The organism is Serratia sp. CY83965 (assembly GCF_052166375.1).
Lineage (GTDB): Bacteria > Pseudomonadota > Gammaproteobacteria > Enterobacterales > Enterobacteriaceae > Serratia > Serratia marcescens.
The window spans coordinates 475932-492794 of the sequence record NZ_JBJNOV010000003.1 but is presented as its reverse complement, the minus strand read 5'-3'; the positions used below and the strand labels follow the sequence as shown (position 1 = coordinate 492794).

Annotated in this window: 18 protein-coding genes; 15 read left to right on the top strand and 3 right to left on the bottom strand. The window is 52.8% G+C overall.

Annotated features, from left to right (window positions below; all coding sequences use genetic code 11):
• Nucleotides 1-3: 3 nt before the first annotated feature.
• From ACJ8PL_RS10315 to ACJ8PL_RS10250, 14 genes are all read left to right on the top strand, one after another.
• Nucleotides 4-2751: a VirB3 family type IV secretion system protein gene (locus ACJ8PL_RS10315; protein ID WP_047740669.1), complete on the top strand. Its 2748-nt coding sequence runs from the start codon at nt 4-6 to the stop codon at nt 2749-2751.
• A gap of 22 nt (nt 2752-2773) precedes the next feature.
• Entirely contained in the window at nt 2774-3502 is a 729-nt protein-coding gene (locus ACJ8PL_RS10310) for a type IV secretion system protein (RefSeq protein WP_047740824.1), read from the top strand.
• Nucleotides 3503-3513: 11 nt separating this feature from the next.
• On the top strand, nt 3514-3789 hold the full coding sequence (locus ACJ8PL_RS10305; RefSeq protein ID WP_047740666.1) for an EexN family lipoprotein: 276 nt from the start codon (nt 3514-3516) through the stop codon (nt 3787-3789).
• A gap of 71 nt (nt 3790-3860) precedes the next feature.
• Complete coding sequence (locus ACJ8PL_RS10300) at nt 3861-4892, top strand: type IV secretion system protein (RefSeq protein ID WP_047740665.1); 1032 nt, start codon at nt 3861-3863, stop codon at nt 4890-4892.
• An 88-nt stretch (nt 4893-4980) separates the two neighbouring features.
• On the top strand, nt 4981-5121 hold the full coding sequence (locus tag ACJ8PL_RS10295) for a hypothetical protein (RefSeq protein ID WP_047740663.1): 141 nt from the start codon (nt 4981-4983) through the stop codon (nt 5119-5121).
• Nucleotides 5114-5797, top strand: coding sequence for a virB8 family protein (locus tag ACJ8PL_RS10290; RefSeq protein ID WP_047740661.1), 684 nt, complete (start codon nt 5114-5116; stop codon nt 5795-5797). The genes ACJ8PL_RS10295 and ACJ8PL_RS10290 overlap by 8 nt, the downstream gene beginning before the upstream one ends.
• Nucleotides 5794-6684, top strand: coding sequence for a P-type conjugative transfer protein VirB9 (gene virB9 / locus ACJ8PL_RS10285; RefSeq protein WP_187143591.1), 891 nt, complete (start codon nt 5794-5796; stop codon nt 6682-6684). Before ACJ8PL_RS10290 ends, virB9 begins: the two co-directional genes overlap by 4 nt.
• Nucleotides 6681-7985 (top strand): VirB10/TraB/TrbI family type IV secretion system protein, encoded by a 1305-nt coding sequence (virB10, locus tag ACJ8PL_RS10280; RefSeq protein ID WP_047740658.1) that lies wholly within the window; start codon nt 6681-6683, stop codon nt 7983-7985. The genes virB9 and virB10 overlap by 4 nt, the downstream gene beginning before the upstream one ends.
• On the top strand, nt 7975-8994 hold the full coding sequence (gene virB11, locus ACJ8PL_RS10275) for a P-type DNA transfer ATPase VirB11 (RefSeq protein WP_047740656.1): 1020 nt from the start codon (nt 7975-7977) through the stop codon (nt 8992-8994). The genes virB10 and virB11 overlap by 11 nt, the downstream gene beginning before the upstream one ends.
• Before the next feature lie 60 nt (nt 8995-9054).
• Nucleotides 9055-9357 carry a TrbM/KikA/MpfK family conjugal transfer protein gene (locus tag ACJ8PL_RS10270; RefSeq protein WP_071844520.1) on the top strand — a complete coding sequence of 101 codons (303 nt, stop codon included), beginning with the start codon at nt 9055-9057 and terminating at the stop codon, nt 9355-9357.
• A gap of 768 nt (nt 9358-10125) precedes the next feature.
• Nucleotides 10126-11862, top strand: a complete 1737-nt coding sequence (locus tag ACJ8PL_RS10265) for a type IV secretory system conjugative DNA transfer family protein (protein ID WP_099817080.1) — start codon at nt 10126-10128, stop codon at nt 11860-11862.
• Between the two features lie 8 nt (nt 11863-11870).
• Nucleotides 11871-12674, top strand: coding sequence for a MobC family replication-relaxation protein (gene mobC / locus ACJ8PL_RS10260; protein ID WP_047740652.1), 804 nt, complete (start codon nt 11871-11873; stop codon nt 12672-12674).
• The gene (locus ACJ8PL_RS10255; RefSeq protein ID WP_256376340.1) at nt 12667-12792 is read left to right on the top strand and encodes a hypothetical protein; all 126 of its coding nucleotides are present in this window, start codon (nt 12667-12669) and stop codon (nt 12790-12792) included. Before mobC ends, ACJ8PL_RS10255 begins: the two co-directional genes overlap by 8 nt.
• 18 nt (nt 12793-12810) lie before the next feature.
• A complete protein-coding gene (locus ACJ8PL_RS10250) occupies nt 12811-13716 on the top strand; it encodes a DNA-methyltransferase (RefSeq protein WP_224251940.1) in 906 nt (301 codons plus the stop codon).
• Between the two features lie 145 nt (nt 13717-13861).
• Here ACJ8PL_RS10250 and ACJ8PL_RS10245 read toward each other — a convergent pair whose 3' ends face one another.
• Nucleotides 13862-14296 (bottom strand): winged helix-turn-helix transcriptional regulator, encoded by a 435-nt coding sequence (locus ACJ8PL_RS10245; protein ID WP_197769050.1) that lies wholly within the window; start codon nt 14294-14296, stop codon nt 13862-13864.
• 69 nt (nt 14297-14365) lie between these two features.
• Between ACJ8PL_RS10245 and ACJ8PL_RS10240 the strand changes: the two genes are divergently transcribed.
• Complete coding sequence (locus tag ACJ8PL_RS10240; RefSeq protein ID WP_047740651.1) at nt 14366-15319, top strand: aromatic alcohol reductase; 954 nt, start codon at nt 14366-14368, stop codon at nt 15317-15319.
• Nucleotides 15320-15424: 105 nt separating this feature from the next.
• On the opposite strand, the gene ACJ8PL_RS10235 is transcribed toward ACJ8PL_RS10240, so the two are convergent.
• Both ACJ8PL_RS10235 and ACJ8PL_RS10230 read right to left on the bottom strand, forming a co-directional pair.
• Nucleotides 15425-16285 (bottom strand): SMP-30/gluconolactonase/LRE family protein, encoded by an 861-nt coding sequence (locus ACJ8PL_RS10235; protein WP_047740649.1) that lies wholly within the window; start codon nt 16283-16285, stop codon nt 15425-15427.
• Between the two features lie 100 nt (nt 16286-16385).
• Nucleotides 16386-16859 (bottom strand): DMT family transporter, encoded by a 474-nt coding sequence (locus tag ACJ8PL_RS10230; protein ID WP_012539997.1) that lies wholly within the window; start codon nt 16857-16859, stop codon nt 16386-16388.
• Between the last annotated feature and the right edge of the window lie 4 nt (nt 16860-16863).

Sequence of the window (16863 nt, the reverse complement as noted above, 5' to 3'; positions counted from 1 at the left end):
ACGATGGCTACGCTGAATAAAGCGCTTACGCGGCCTGCCGCCATTATGGGTATTCCTCTGGTGCCGTTCGTTCTCGTCAGCGGGGCCATCGTCCTGCTGGCGGTCTATGTCAGCTATTACCTGGCGGTTCTGCTCATTCCTGCCTGGGCGGAAATGAAAAATAAAACCCGAAAGGACATTCATTATTTCAGTCTGCTCTGGCTGGCATTTAAAACCCGTGGACGGCTTTTCACCAACACCCATTTTGGCGCGAATGCCCTGCTGGCAAACCAGTACGATAACGTTGATATCTCGGAGTTTATTCAGAAAATGAAATTAAGCGAGCGTATTACGCTGGATAAATATATTCCGTATTCCTCCCATATTCACCTCTACGTCATCAGAAATCGTCACCGTGATTTGGTTGCCACCTGGGAGCTGGGCGGCACGGTCTTTGAATGTGAAGACGAACATCACCTGACCCTGATGGCTACGCACCTGAATAACGTTATTCGTTCGTATGAGGGTCTGCCGGTAACATTCTATATTCACCGGCTTCGTGAAAAATACCATGATGCTTTTGAAGCCTGTTCGGGTATTCCCTTTTCCGATGACGTGACCCGGCGGTATTACCAGCCGGTAAAAGAAAAACCGTTCTGGCGGCACCGACTGTTTTTCACCGTCTGCTACGCGCCGTTCTCTCAGATTGAGAAGAAAACCATGAAAGCGCAGTCGTACGGTAAACGCCAGGCAGCACTGGATGACGCGCTCAAAATCATGCTGGAATACCGCGAAGCACTGGAATCTTCATTATCCCGCTATATGGCAACGCCGCTGGGGATATATGAAGAAAACGGGCGGGTGTATTCCTCACAACTGGCGTTCTTCCATCGTCTGCTTACCGGCCAGTGGCAGAAAGTGGCCGTAACGCGCTCACCATTTTATGAAACGCTCAGTACGCCAGACGTCTTTTTCACCACCGACACCGGTGAATGCCAGACGGTCAGCGGTTCCCGCTTCTTCCGCAGCCTGGAGATTAAGGATTATTCCCCGGAAACCCATACTGGTATGCTGGATGCGCTGCTGTACGCCGAAAGCGAGTATGTTCTGACGCAGTCCTTTACCTGCATGGCACGGGATGAGACGCAGAATCATATCCGGCTGGCGGAAAAACGACTTAACTCCACGGACGACGACGCGACTTCCCAGCGCGAAGAGCTGATTGTCCTGCGCGACCTGCTCCAGTCCGGGCATGTGTCGTGCGGTAAATTCCACTTTTCCCTGCTGATCTCCTCAGACAGTGCCGGACAGGTGGTGAAGGACACTAACGTTCTGGCCCAGCCCTTCGCCGATCTGGGTATTATGACGACGCTCTCCACCCTGTCACTGCCCGCCGCATATCTGGCGCAACTGCCGGGCGTCTATACGCTGCGTCCCCGACTGGTAGCCGTCAGCAGCCAGAATTTTGCCGATATGGCCTGCCTGCATAACTTCCATCCCCACAAACGCAGCGGCAATCCGTGGGGGGAAGCCATCGCCATCCTCACATCGCCCGGCGGTGGCGGGTATTACCTGAACCTTCACGACAGCCAGGCCGGGCGGGATGACACCGGTGAGAAAACGCCAGGGAATACGGCAATTATCGGGAAAACCGGCTCCGGCAAAACCCTGCTGATGACGGTCGTGCAACAACTGATGCAGAAGTACCGCAACCCGGCGACATTCGCGCCTTCTGCCACCCTCAAACGGCTGACCACGGTGTATTTCGATAAGGACCGGGCGGCGGAGATGGCGATCCGCCAGGCGGGCGGGCGTTATTTCCGCATCCGTACCGGCGAGCCCACCGGATTCAACCCGTTTGCGCTGGAGCCAACCCGCCGGAACATCAGTTTCATCAAACGGCTGGTGCGCATGCTGTGCCGCCGTAACGGTAAGCCGCTCGATCCACGCGATGAGGAACGGATCAGTGCCGCCGTTGACACCATCATGCTGGGCTATCCGCCGGAGTACCGCCGGTTCGGGATCACCCGGCTGCTGGAAGTGCTGCCGGAGCCGCCGACCACAGACGCCCGCACCAACGGGCTGCGTATTCGCCTGAAACAGTGGGCGCAGGGGGGCGAGTTCGGCTGGGTGTTTGATAACGAGGCTGATACTTTCACCATCAGCGATGTCGATAACTTTGGTATCGACGGCACCGAATTTCTGGATGATGACGATATACGCGGCCCCGTGACCTTTTACCTGCTGTATCGCGTGACCAGCCTGCTGGACGGTCGCCGCCTGGTGATGTTTATGGATGAGTTCTGGCGCTGGCTGTCCGATGTCGAATTTTCCCGTTTCTCGCTCAATATGCTGAAAGTTATCCGCAAGCTGAACGGCATATTCGTCCCCGCAACACAGTCACCGGATGAAATCGTCAGACATCCCATCGCCCCGGCGATTATTGAACAGTGCGGCACCCAGATTTTCCTCGCCAACCCGAAGGCCAGTCATGCGGATTACGTGGAAAAAATGAAAGTGCCGGACAGCGTTTATGACACGGTCAGGAATCTGGATCCGGGCGAGCATTACATGGTCATCCTGAAAACACCGTTGCGGGCCGGGGAAACCCGCCCGTTTGTGGCGATGGCAAAAATGGATCTGTCCGGGCTGGGTAAACTCACCCGGCTCCTCAGCGGCAGTGAGGACAACCTGAAAATATTCGATGCCATTTATCAGGACGGCATGCGACCTGATGAATGGAAAGAAACCTTCCTTGAGCGGGCAATCTGATATTCATACGGAGGTCATTGATATGCGTACCAGATACACCTTTCTGGCATTATCGTTATTTTTCCCGACGCAGGCGTTCAGCGCCGGAATACCGGTTTTCGACGCCGTGCAGAATACCGAATCCAGTAACCAGTGGATGCAGAAATTACAGCAATGGGAGGATACAGTTACCCATTATAAAAGTGAACTTGATGCGTATAAAAAACAGTTAGCTACTGCAACCGGCGTGCGGGATATTCAGGGTTTTCTCAGCGATGCCCGAAGCCTGAAAACCGATATTGATAATCTCCGTAAGAGCGGTATTTCACTGGATGATCTGCTGACCACGCAAAACAGCTCATATTCTGCTGAACTGCAAAACCTTTACAATAAATACAAATCATTCAGCGTATGCAGCGAGGAACAGGAAGGAATAAAGTCTCAGGCCCTGGCCGACAGTTGCAAACAGATGATCCTCAATCAGGCAATGGCGATTGAGAATACCACTGACGTTGAAAACAGGATAAACAACACACTCAGCGATATATCAGACTTATCTGACCGTATATCGAATGCGCAGGACTCGAAAGAGTCTCAGGATCTGGCTAACGCCATCGCGGCGAAAAGCGTACAGTTAAATGCGCTGACGAATCAGTGGGAGATGTCTGTCAGACAGGCTGAACAGCGAACGACATTGCTGGAACAGCAAAGACAGAAAGCCTTTGAACAGCAGCAGCTAACGGCTCCTGTTGCTGACCTTAATAATTTATAAGGAGGTTATCCGTGCTCAGATCATTGTTCACCTTATACACACTCTCAGGCGTGATATTACTGTCCGGCTGCCAGGAAACCAAATCCGAAGCCTGGTATAAGCAGCATCCTGACGAAACTTATGTGGTTTATACGCAATGCCTGAAGGATGGTGAGGCAAGCGATAACTGCGAATTTGCCCACCGGGCAGCACTTATGTTTGCACAGGAAGGCCAGCCCGGGGTTAAGGAGAAATTCGAGGCGATATTTCAGCAGGAAGCTGAAAAACGAAATGCAGTGACACAGTAATTTTTCCTCCAGCAAAACAGGGAGTCCTCCCTGTTTTCTATATCCTTTCTTTATATATCAGGTGAGGCACCATGTCCGGTGGCATTTTTGTTGGTATGGACAAAAACATCATGGATGGACTGAATGCCGTACTGGAAGGTCAATCTTCCACTTACGGCACGATGATCAGCGTCATCATCGTCAGCTCTTTTACCCTGTTTATACTGTTTCGCGGTTATCAGACGCTGGCTGGCAAACTCCGGACCCCGGTTGAAGATGTCGCCTGGGATGTGGGCCGCATGTTGCTGATCACCACCTTTGCGTTAAATCTTGATGGCTGGCTGGATATGGCGGTAGCGGCTATCCAGGGACTCAAAGACGGTATCAGCGGCGATGATAACGTCTGGGCGCTGCTCGATACCGTCTGGGAAAAGGCACAGGCGCTGGGGCAAAAGTTATTTAATATGGACACCTCAACTTACGTCAAACTGAATGGTGGCCTTGCCGAAGTCCTGGTATGGGGCGGCTCTATTGTCCTGCTAATGGCAGCCACCTTTGTCAATCTGCTCGCCGAAATCACCATCCTGTTAATGACGACCACCGCGCCGCTCTTTATTTTCTGCCTGCTGTACGGTTTTCTTAAGCCGATGTTCGATAACTGGCTGAGAACAATTTTCGCGGCAATGTTAACGATCATGTTTTCTGCCTTATCCATCCGTATCGCCATTAATTACCTGCATAAGATACTGGATGCTGCAACAAAAACATCCGCTGAAACCAATATGGTAACACTGGCGGCGCAGTGCCTGCTGGCCGGGATTGCGGCGGGTGTGGTGGTCTGGTTCTCCGCGAAGCTCGCCAGCGCACTCAGCGGGGCCGCCGTACAGGCAGTGCTGCAGGGTGCCGCCATGAGTGGCCTGAGCGGACTGGCGAACAAATCCGCCGACCTCGCCGGGCCGGGGGTAAAGGGCGGAGCCCGCCTGGCTGCGAAAGGCGGCATGGCCGCCGCCGCGGCGGCCGGCAGGCTCGCCGGCGCAGGCGCGGGTAAAACCGTGAGCGCCTGGCAGAAACGCGCCGCCGCCATCGAAAGCATGAAACGCCTGAACCGGCAGCGTCACCGTTAATCTTCCCGACCCTTAATTTCCTTTCCCCGTCAAGCCATGGCCTGCGCCACCGGTGCGGCATTCCTGCATCCATACGATAAGGGGTTCCATGAAATTCAGCATCTTCCTTCTGATGCTGTGCGCGCTCACGGGCTGCGCACGGCATCAGGGCAACCTCCCGCCGGTATCCGGCGAACCCGAGCCGGTAAATTCCCCCACCATCATTCAGGAGCTCACTCACCATGTCTGATATTCAGAACATTGTTAATGTTTCCCGCTCTTTTGAATCCATCCTGCTGGAAAAGGAAGAGCGTTCCCGAAAAACCGCCTGGCGGGTGGCCGCTGCCGGACTGATTCTGGCCGCAATGCCGATTGCGGCCATTATTATTCTGCTGCCACTGAAAACCACCGACACTGAATTATGGTCAGTGGATAAACAGACCGGGCGCTATGAATATATGACCCGCGTGAAGGAGCGGGATATTTCGTCTGAAAAGGCACTGGCGCATTCACTGGCAGCACACTATGTCAGACTCCGCGAGGGATATAATTATTTCTCCCTCCAGCGTGATTATGACGACGTGCAGTTATTTAACAGCGACAGTGTGAACCGGGACTATCTGGACGGGTTTAACGGTGACCAGGCACCGGACGTGATTTTTAACAAGGCGGAATATGTTGTTGATATCGACATTATTTCCAATGTGCATGCGCCTGCCACCGGGCCGGATAATCTGGCAACCCTGCGTATCAAGCGCACTATCCGCCGTATTGCTGATAATTCCGTGAAAACGGATGTCTGGAATATCCGCCTCACATACCGCTACGTCCCGCACCGGCAACTGACCGACAGCCAGCGCGAAGTGAACCCGCTGGGCTTTATCGTCACCAGCTACCAGCGCGACAAAGAGTTGAGGGGGGAATGATGCTGAAATACATTCTGCTCCTCACGGGTTTACTGGTGTCATGTGTGGCATGGAGCTCCGCGACACCGCGCGGCAGCGCGTATGACAGCCGGATGCAGAACGTCACGTACAACAGCCAGAACGCCACGGTCGTCAGTACCCGCCCCGGCTACGTCACCATGCTGGTGTTTGACGATGATGAAACCGTTATCGATGCGCAGGCGGGTTTTCCCAGAGGCTGGACCGTGACGAAAAGCGATAACCGGGTGGGCGTCAGCCCGAACCCGATTACCCAGCCGGTCACGGATGCCAGCGGCAACACCGTCAGCCAGGTGTTTCTGCCGACGGCAAAAGACTGGAAAACCAATCTGTTCGTGGTGACCTCGAAGCGCGATTACAGCCTGGAGCTGAACGTGCTGGATAAAGACTCGCCCGTTCAGGCATTTGTTATCCGCTACCGCTATCCCGATGAGCAGAGGAAAAAGTCAGCCGCTGCCAGCGCCACCCGTCAGCAACGACAGCAGGAAACACTGGACCGCAAGCGGATAGCGGCGGCATTCGGGAAGGCTACCACTCCGCGCAACTGGCGCTATACAAAACGGGTGGCAGCAGGCTCAGCCTTCATCGCCCCGGACTTTACCTGGGATGACGGTCGTTTCGCGTATATCGGTTTTTCCCCCACGAAGACCCTGCCTTCCGTTTTCCGGGTGGTTAACGGCCAGGAGCAGGCGGTCACGCCCGGAACGGTTAAACGGGGCAGTTACACCGTGGTGGTGGTTCCGGCATCGACGCAGCTGGTTCTGCGTTACGGCACCTCGGTGGTGGGGGTCGAAAACGACGGATCCGGGCGTATCCCGCTGACCAACAGTGACACTGTTTCACCCTCCGTTACGCTGGAGGCAAAATGACCGACAAATTTTTCCCGGACGAACCGAAAAAAACCACCGCAGAACGTGAAGCAGAAGCCCGCGAACGCGCCCGCGCGGCAATGGCATATCAGGAGTCGGAGCAGAAAACGCCGCCCGGCCAGCCGGAAGTGACCCGTTTCCGTAAGACGTCCGGTCGCCGCACGCTGATCGTCAGCCTGCTGAGTCTGGTCCTGGTCATCGCGCTGGCATCCGGTGGCGATCGTCTTCTCAGCGCCCTGAAAAGGGGTGATGAGAAAGAATCTGACACCGCGCCGCCGCCCTCCTCCGGGGCGGTGCAGCAGGAGCGTAAGAATCTGGGCATGGACAGTAACCCGTTTGGCCTGTTCGGGCCAGGGAGGCAGAAAAGCGCAGACCCGGCCCGTCAGACCGTCACTACCGGACCAGCCCTGCCAGCGGAACCGCCCGCCCTGAACAAGGCTGCAGCGCTTGCAGACGGGCTGAACAGCAGCACAACGGCTGGCGGCAATGCCTACACGTCCCGTAGCGAACCGCGCAACAGCGCGGGAACGTCGGACAGCCTGTCTGCCTCCACGGCGTACACATCCTGTCAGTCGGTACTGGTCAGTGGCGAAGATGGACGCCTGCGCTGCCCGGATACGACAGCACCGGCAGGCAGCAATAACAACGACAATCCGGGCGTTGCCCGCGTCACCGGTGTCAGGCGGCTGGGCCTTGATCCCGATCTCTATATCCCGGTGGATCACTATATTCCGTGTTCGATGATGCGGCGCTTCGTGTCCGATGTTGGCGGTCATATCTCCTGCCTGATCGGTGAAAATGTCTGGAGCGCCAGTAACCATGTGAAACTGATCCCGGCAGGAACGGTCGCCCGTGGTGTCTACCGCACCGGCGCACTGCAACATGGGCGCAGCCGGATGTTTGTGCTGTGGACGGAGCTGCGCACGCCAGAGCCCGGCAGCCTGCAAATCCCGCTCACCGATACGCAGGCCACCGGCCCGCTCGGTGAGGCGGGGATCGCGGGCTGGATCGACAGCCATTTCTGGGAGCGTTTCGGCAACGCCCTGATGCTGAGTACCGTGCAGGACGTGGCGGCAGCGGCATCAGAGGCCGCGCCGGGTAAAGACCGCAATACCGACTATACCGAAAACACCCGTGCCGCCACGGCGGAAATGGCGAAAACGACGCTGGAAAACAGCATCAGTATCCCGCCCACGATGTACCTGAACCAGGGCGATGTGATCGGCATCATGACCGGTACGGATATTGATTTTTCCTCTGTTTATCAACTACGGCTGAAAAAGAAATGGTATGAGCGCTGAAAACCTGTCACTGGATTTTATGAAAAATCAGCTGTTCGGTGATTATCTGCCAGTCGAAGGGCTGACCGAAATCGCGATTAACCGACCGGGGGAACTGCACACCAAAATAAAGGGGGCATGGCAGCGGCATGAATCCCCGGTCACGCTGCGTCAGTGTCATGCTTTTGCCAGAGCGCTGGCGTCCTGGCAGGACGATAATATTGACGATACGTCACCGATACTGTCGGCCACTCTCGAATCCGGCGAACGTATTCAGACGATTATTCCCCCGGCCTGTGAGCGTAATACGGTATCCATTACGCTGCGCAAGCCTTCGTTTGAGCAGAAAACACATCAGTCATGGATTGATGCAGGATTTTATCAGCGTGTGGCTGGTCAGGAGAAAACGGAAAGCCAGGATGATGCACTGGTTCAGTTATATCAAAGCGGGAACATCCCCCGTTTTATGGAAAAGGCGGTGGAATACGGCAAAACGATTTTTATTGTGGGTGAAACCGGCTCCGGCAAAACCACCTATATGAAAACGCTGCTGCATTATATTCCGCTGCATCTCCGGTTGATAACGATTGAGGATAATCCTGAAATCCGTTTTCATCACCACGCCAATTATGTTCATCTTTTTTACCCGGCGGATGCCGGGGACAACGCCATTGTCACGCCCGGCAGACTGATCCGTGCTAATTATCGCATGAACCCTGACCGGATATTGCTGGCGGAAATTCGCGGGCGAGAGGCATGGGACGCGCTGAAAATTATTGGTTCCGGGCATGAGGGATTAATCACCTCCCTGCATGCGGGCAGCCCGGAAGAATGTATTGAAGGGATCATTGACCGCTGCTATGAAAACCCCGACTGCCGGAATATTCCTTTTGATGTGCTGTTACGCAAGGTACTAAAAAGCATTGATGTCATCGTCAGCATTGATATACACGGCGATATTCGCCGGATGCATGATATTTATTTTAAGCCAGTTCATTTAAATGGCATGAAAGAGACATTCAGAAAATAACTCTGGTAAATAACATTACCCTAAATACGCAACCTTTCATTAATCATACTGGTCACTGAAATGAAGAAAGTCATACTCTCCTTATTATTTCTCGGCGTTATGGCGTCATGTTCAACATCCGCAATGGCCGCTGATGCATGCGAAGTGGTTTTATGCATGTACGGTAAAACAACGGGAAACAGCGGCGGCAGTGAATGTCACTCCGCTGAACGGGCATTCTTTAATATCGTGAAAAAGAATAAACACGGCTTTCTTCCTGACCATACGGCTGATGCCAGAAAATCGTTTTTACTTGAATGTGATTCAGCAAACCCGGCAGCTATCAGCCAGATTATCAGTAAATATGGCCGCGTTCGTGGTTAATACTGGCGGACCGGGCGCAAGGGCGTGACGGTTTTCAGGTTTTTACGGCTTCTGTTTTTCGCGGATTAAGGAGCGAAGAAACAGGGGCCGTAAAAATGAGGCAGCGGACAGAAATATTTTCGCGGGTTAAGGAGCGAAAATAATTCAGGCACCGCGCCTCACCTGCAAACAGCCGCGCCCACGCGGATTTTGCAGGCCGGGGGGAGCCGGATAAATTTCGCCGCCCCGGCGAGCGAAAAGCTGTCGCCCACGACAGCGGTTTACCCGGGGGGCACAGCCCCGCACACCGTCGCGGCTAAGTCTCCGGCCCAAAGCCGGTAGCGTGGCGCGACCACCCTCTTTAAAGGTCAGCTTCCCTTTTATTCCCGCTGCGAGGAACAAGCAAAGGGAAGAAAAAGGCGAAAGCGACCGTCTTAAAGGGGGTGGTCGCGCGTAGCGTGCGACGGTGTGCCGCCCTTGACCTTGGGGGATTTGACGCAGCGTTCAGCGAAGACATTGCCCCCATGTTTTCGGCTGTCAGGGCGTACAGCCAGGACAAAGGAAACACGCTGTTGCCCGTCATGCGGGCGTTTCAGGGGACTGACGACCACGGGTCGGCTGGTATCTGAAGGCGCGGATAACGGGCATGAGCGCCGGAGGCGTTCAGTGCTTTTCATCCTTTTATGGGCGTCATCGATGAGCGTCGCGTATGGGCGTGGGGTTTTACGTCCATCGGTGACGCCCATATGATGCGCCCGCCACACCGAAATCAGACCGGAGATCACTGCAATGGAAACTCATCTGATGCAAAGGCTGAATGCCTTTTCGGATGCCTTTTCTGTTTTTCTGCTGTGGCTGCAACACAACCCGGTAATATTGTCCATATTTGCCGGGCTGACGCTGCCATTTATATTTCACCTGCCAATAGAAGAAAGAAAAAATGCCCCCTTCTGGTTAAAATCAGTAGTGGGTGTATCCACCTTCTTTTTCATATTCGGTACTCTGTCACCGCTGACCATTCAGGGGCTGAGTTTTTTCTTTAAAGCGCTCGATAATGACATCCTGCTCAGATTATCACTCTGGATACTGACTGTCGGATTTACGCTTGCCGGTCTGGCTTTTCATATTACTGCCCGAAGGCTGCTGGCCGGAGAAGTCGACAGTCTGAAACACCGGATGATTAAAAAAAGTAAACTGGAAAGAAATGTCAGAACGGATGTTCGTGAAGTCAGGGACATGTTGCCTAACAGCATTGCGTATAATCCGCTGGATTATATTGACCTGAATAACGGTATCTTTATCGGGCTGGACAAAGATGATCAGCCGCAATATATCACCCCCGAAGAATTTCAAACTCAGCACGCAGACCTTATCGGCACCACTGGCTCTGGTAAAGGAGTCAGTGCCTGTGTACTGCTTTATCAGGCAATACTTTCAGGTGAAGGCGTATTTGTCGAAGATCCTAAAAATGATGAGTGGGCACCACATGTTTTGCGGGAAACCTGTCAGAAAGCGGGAAAACAATTTGTTCTTATTAACCTGAATGATCTTAATTTTCAGCTTGATTTACTGGCTGATATTTCTCATGAACAACTGGAGGAGCTGTTTAACGCCGGTTTCAGCCTGGGTAAAAAAGGCGAAGGTGCTGACTTTTACCGTATCGCCGACCGTCGCGCAGCCAGAAATGCGGCAGCTATTTATGAAAAGGGAATGACGTTACGCGACTTATTTAACACTGACTTTGTGAAATCCCTCAGTGAAGATGTGCCTGCTTTTTATGGCGAGCTTGAAGAAATCGCTTTAGTGAATTCCATTAATGCCAATAAGGGATTTTCACTAAAGAAAATATTTGATGAGGGCGGTTGCTGTTACATCATCGGCTCGATGCGTAATCAGAAAATCATATCGGCTCAGCGAATGATTTTAACCCGCCTGATTCAGATAGCCGAAACGCGTGACCGGATAAAAGGCAAACCTCGTCCTGTCGCTATTTTCCTTGATGAACTCAAGTATCACCTGTCCCGCCCTGCACTTGAGGGACTTGGCGCAGCGCGGGACAAAGGTGTACATATCATCATGGCTCACCAGTCGGTAAAAGATCTATATGACTGTCCGGCAGATCTGGAGGGTGATGCCGTTGCCGGTTCGGTGATTGAGAACTGCAAGTTTATGCTTGTTTATCGCCTTCGCGATCCGGACACCGCCGACTGGGTGGCAAGGATGACAGGCTCTATTCTGGTTGACGATGAAATGAGAAAAGTTAAAACAGATATATCCCTGACGGAGAAGATGGAAACGGACAGGATGATCCGCCAGGCTGAACGATATTATATAGACAGCAACATGTTGCTTAACCTCCCCAAATTTGTTGGTTTTGTTTTTACCCAGAACGATCTGGCGAAGGCAACCAAGCTATTCCACATTCCAGCTAATAAGCAATATATCGACCTGTTTTCATTTGAACATAAAAACCCGCCGCATACCGAAAAAGAAAATCAGATTCATAAACCCTCCATTAACCTGTGAGGCTATCAATGCTTATTCATAACGTTGCTGAAAGAAATGAAGCCGCTAAACGGAGAATGCGGGCATTGCTGTATTTTCTCAAGGAGGAAACGTTCTCTGATTTCCAGACCTTAAAAAGAGTTGTTGGCTATAAAGGGAAACATAACCATGCGATGTATAACCTGCTGAATAAAGCGGTTTCAATGGGTCTCCTGAATAAACATGAGTATCCAGTATTGACCGGGAAAAAATCATTGTGGGGGATCACCATGCAGGGACTGGCAATGGTGGTTAGCGCTAATGACAGGGTTTTCCCCGCCTATTTTGAGCCGGGCAAACTCAAAAACTCGACGCTGGAACATCGACTGTTAAACCAGCGGGTAAGGATCGCCCTTGAGGAAAAAGGTGGCACAGGCTGGCTTAACGGCGACCGGGGAGAATTTATGTCGCGATACCCAGGCGTCCGGCACCGACCGGACGGCATTATTACCTTAAGCAGCGGTGCCATCGTTGCAGTGGAAACAGAGCGAACGATGAAAACCCGCGCCCGTTACATCAGCATCATTAACAGTCATCTGACCGCCAGCGACGCCGGACGCTGGCATTACGTGATATATGTTATGCCGGATGATAAAACTAAGGAGTCGCTGGTCAGGCTGTTTGGCAGCATCAGGACGGTGATGAGAAAGAGCGTTCCTGTTCCATTTGATGTGAAGAACCGAGAAATGTTTATCTTCCGCGCCCTCGATGAACTGGAAAATAGTGTCAAGGATAAACAAGGGCCCCCCTCCCCATCTGTCGGTGATGATGAAGGGAGGGAACGCCATGCATGATATTCTGACTCATGGCGACTGCCTTGACGTACTGCGCAATATGCCGGGCAACTCTGTGGACAGCATCGTGACCGACCCGCCTTATGGTATTAAATTCATGGGTAAGACATGGGACTAAGATGTTCCCTCACAAGCCATCTGGGAAGAATGTCTGCGCGTACTCAAGCCCGGTGGTCATCTACTGTCCTTCTCGGGATCCCGAACTCAACACCGGATGGCAGCGCGTATTGAGGATGCGGGCTTTGAAATACGTGACATGATCGTATTTCTCTACGAAACCAGCAACATTGCTCAGGCCCTCATTGAAAGTTTGTCGCCGGATCAGCTCAAATTACTGGACGCGACATTTGGACGTGACGGAATGTTGGGCTGGGTATACGGTTCGGGCTTTCCTAAATCTCACCATGCGTTAAAACCGGCACTGGAGCCGATTACCCTTGCCCGTAAGTCATTCAACTGGTCTATAGAATCGAATCTATGCGCGCATGGTACCGGCGTTCTGAACATCAGTGAATGCAGGATCCCTCTGGCAGAAGGAGAATCACCCTATGATTATCCAAATGGCCCGGGAGGTTCCGATCCTAACCACATGTGGCAAGGCAGAAATAAAGGTGCTGGGGATATCGCCAGGCAAGGAAACCCTGATGGCCGATGGCCTGCCAATCTTATCCATGATGGCAGTGATGCAGTACTTGCCTGGTTCCGGGATAACCCTCAGCAGGTAGAAATTAGCAGCGCCAGTTGGTTCTTTTATTGTGCAAAATCCAGCAAAAAAGACCGTGGTGAGGGTAACAATCATCCATGTGTAAAGCCCACCGAGCTGATGCGTTACCTTTGCCGCCTGGTTACTCCCCCAGGCGGCACTGTACTTGATCCCTTTATGGGGAGTGGAAGTACCGGTAAAGCTGCGGCGATGGAAGGTTTCTGTTTCATCGGTATTGAGCGCGAAGCGGATTATGTGGAAATTGCTCGCAGGCGTATTGCGGCAGCACGTAGCACCATGGCTCGTTCTGGCGATGCAGGAATACACATTGACAATTGAATTCGGGTAAAATGCCTCTAAAAATGTTAGCGAAGATTTGAGCTAACATTTTTATGGCTCAAGGCCATAACCTAACCTAACAGACAGCTTTGTGCCAGAAGCAGATCTTGAACAAAGTAAAGTTACCATTTACCCTGAAAACTTGTTAAGAACTTGGGATGCTGCTCTGTTTGTCGTATTTAAGCCTGTCTTCCCTGAAACGATCCGCATTCTCGACAATCCAGGTCCATAGCGGAATCATACGAACAAGCAGCTCCATCCCCGTATCAGAAAGCTCGTACTCGACTTTCGGAGGAACCTCACCGAAATCATGGCGGATAACCAGTCCGTCACGCTCAAGCTGCCGTAATGTGCGCGTCAGCATACGCTGAGTCACTCCATGCATACGCCTGCCAATCTCGGCATGACGCAGTCTGCCATAAACGCCAAGCGTGTTGACGATACCCAGCGACCAGCGACTTCCTGCATGAGTCAGCACTTCCCGCCGCAAACCATCATCATCGTCTCTCAGACCCTTACATACAGCCTGCGAATACTGAAGAATCTCTTCCCGAACCATCTCACTAGCTCCCAGTATCATGCATGTACCTTCTTTTTTAGCCTGTTATGAATTGCTAGAGTGGCTCAACAATTCCTGTAAGGCCAGATTATGAACAAAACTGCTCTTAACACTACGTCTGAAAATATCCTCGTGCTCGGTGCCGGTGAGCTGGGCCTCCCCGTTCTGCGAAATCTTGCCCTTCGGGCAAAAGATGTGGAGGGAACGAAAATCAGCGTGTTGCTGCGCGAAAGCACCGTAACGTCAGATGAACCTGGAAAACAATTCGTTATCACGGAAATCAGAAACCTCGGTATCAATATAGTCACGGGCGATCTCGTCATGAGTTCTGTCGACGATTTGGCCAGCCTCTTTGCGCAATTTGACACAGTCGTTGGCTGCACGGGGTACGCGGCCGGCATAAATACACCGATGAAACTGGCGCAGGCGGCCCTGCAGGCGCGGATTCCACGCTATTTCCCATGGCAGTTTGGTGCCGATTTTGATGCCATCGGACGCGGCAGTCCACAAGACATCTTCGACGCGCAGATTGACGTGCGTGACTTACTACGCAGCCAGCATGAAACTGAGTGGGTCATCATTTCGACCGGCATCTTTATGAGCTATTTGTTCGAACCAGACTTCGGTGTGGTCGATCTGCAGAACGATACTGTTCACGCACTCGGCAGTATTGACAACACCATGACACTGACAACTCCCGATGATATCGGGATGCTGACGGCAGCGATCGTATTTAAAACTCCTCGCATCCGGAATGAAATTGTGTATATCGCCGGTGATACACTGACCTACGCAGAGGTAGCAGATAAGCTGCAATCAGCGCTTGGCCGTCCTTTCAGCTGCACGGAATGGAGCGAACAATATCTGATGGATAAACTCGCGCTCAACCCGCAAGACATGATGTCTAAGTATCGTGCCGTTTTTGCACAGGGGCGGGGAGTTGCATGGGATAAAAAGCAGACATTCAATGAACGCCATAACATTCCGGTTACCGACGTGGCAGCCTGGATAAATGCAAACCTGACCCCGGGCAGCTCATTATAAACGTATTTAAGCTGCTGTAATAAATACCAGAGTCTTTTTCCTACCTACCCGAATATGGTGAAGAGAAAGACTCTGTTCCCCCTGTTGGCACTGATAGCAAAGCGGTTACGCTGTGTGAGCTGAAAACCGGCTCTCCGGTAAACCGGGGAATACGGCTGATTCCGCTCTTAGCAACGCTCCATCATGCCTTGACGGCACAGAAAGACCCACGCTGGCACTGGTACAATACAGCGTTGTGAATGCTTCTCCCGCGAGTGTCGGGCAAGTGCTCTGAACTCCTGGAGAGGGCAGGATACTCTCCGTCGTTCCGTCCGGACGATAACGTACAACACGGCTTCCTCCCCATTCGGCATTCCAGACATAGCCCATTGCGTCCACGCAGGAGCCGTCAGGCGCCCCCTTTCCTTCTGTTGCAGTGAACACGCGCTGGTTATTCATAGAGGGGTAATCACAGCACATTATACGGCCCTGCATCGAGTCACAGTAATACATCGTGCTGCCGTCCGGACTGAAACAGATGCTGTTCGGGATGGCCACCTCAGGCAGGGGTAGCGTCTCAATGCTGAGTGTCGCTGCATTTAGCCTGTGAAATCTTCCTATGACTTTCGCGGGGTATCCGTCATCCATGGTCCCGAAGACGAAATTACCCTCGCGGTCGCACCGACCATCCCCTGTCCGTGTTCCCGGTCCTCCCGGTGACGCCACAACCGGCGTAAAGATACCCGTATTCAGATCGCAGAAGGCGAATCGGGACGCCAGTCCCATCAGTAAAACGTCAGAATGTTCAGTAAGTGCAAACGATCCGAGGCGCTCAGGCAGGGACCAGCGCATCACAACACTGGTGTCTTCTTCAAGGGCAAGCAGCTCGCTGCCTTCAATGTCAGTCCAGTAAATCCTGCGTGTCCTCTCGCACCAGATTGGGCACTCTCCCAGCAAATTTCTGGCATCAGCAGCCACTGAAAACATGTTATTTCTCCCGCATATAAAAGTTTCGCATCGCGCCTGACCAAAAGCGTAAGGCCATCTGCACTATGGCAGACGGCAGTAACAAGCTATTCCCACCCTGTCAGGGCAAAAAACGCGCTGAAAGTTTGTCACCAAAAAGCATGATGGCGAGTCCTGCCAGCATGACCAGCATGCCCCCCAGTTTGAGCAGCGAAACCGGTCGCCGTACAGCACCCAGCAGACCGAAATGGTCAATCATCTGCGACGAGAGTAACTGCCCAACGATTGCCAGCCCGAGCAGGGCTGAAAAACCGATTTTCGGTGCCAGCACCACGTAGCTGAACAACGCACAGGCACCGATCAGGCCGCCCGCCAGACTCCATGCTGGCTGCGAAGGAATAGCAGCGAGAGAGCTAAATAACCCTCCACGTAGCAGCGAGTAAATCCCGAGGCTCAACGCCCCGGCCGTAAAGGAAAAGAACGCGGCGGTGACCGGATCGCCCCCGAGTCCTTTTGCGAGCTGACTGTTCAGGGTCGTCTGCAAAGTAATACCAAGACCCGCTGCAAAAGCTATTACGTAATAAATCGCGCTCATGCTG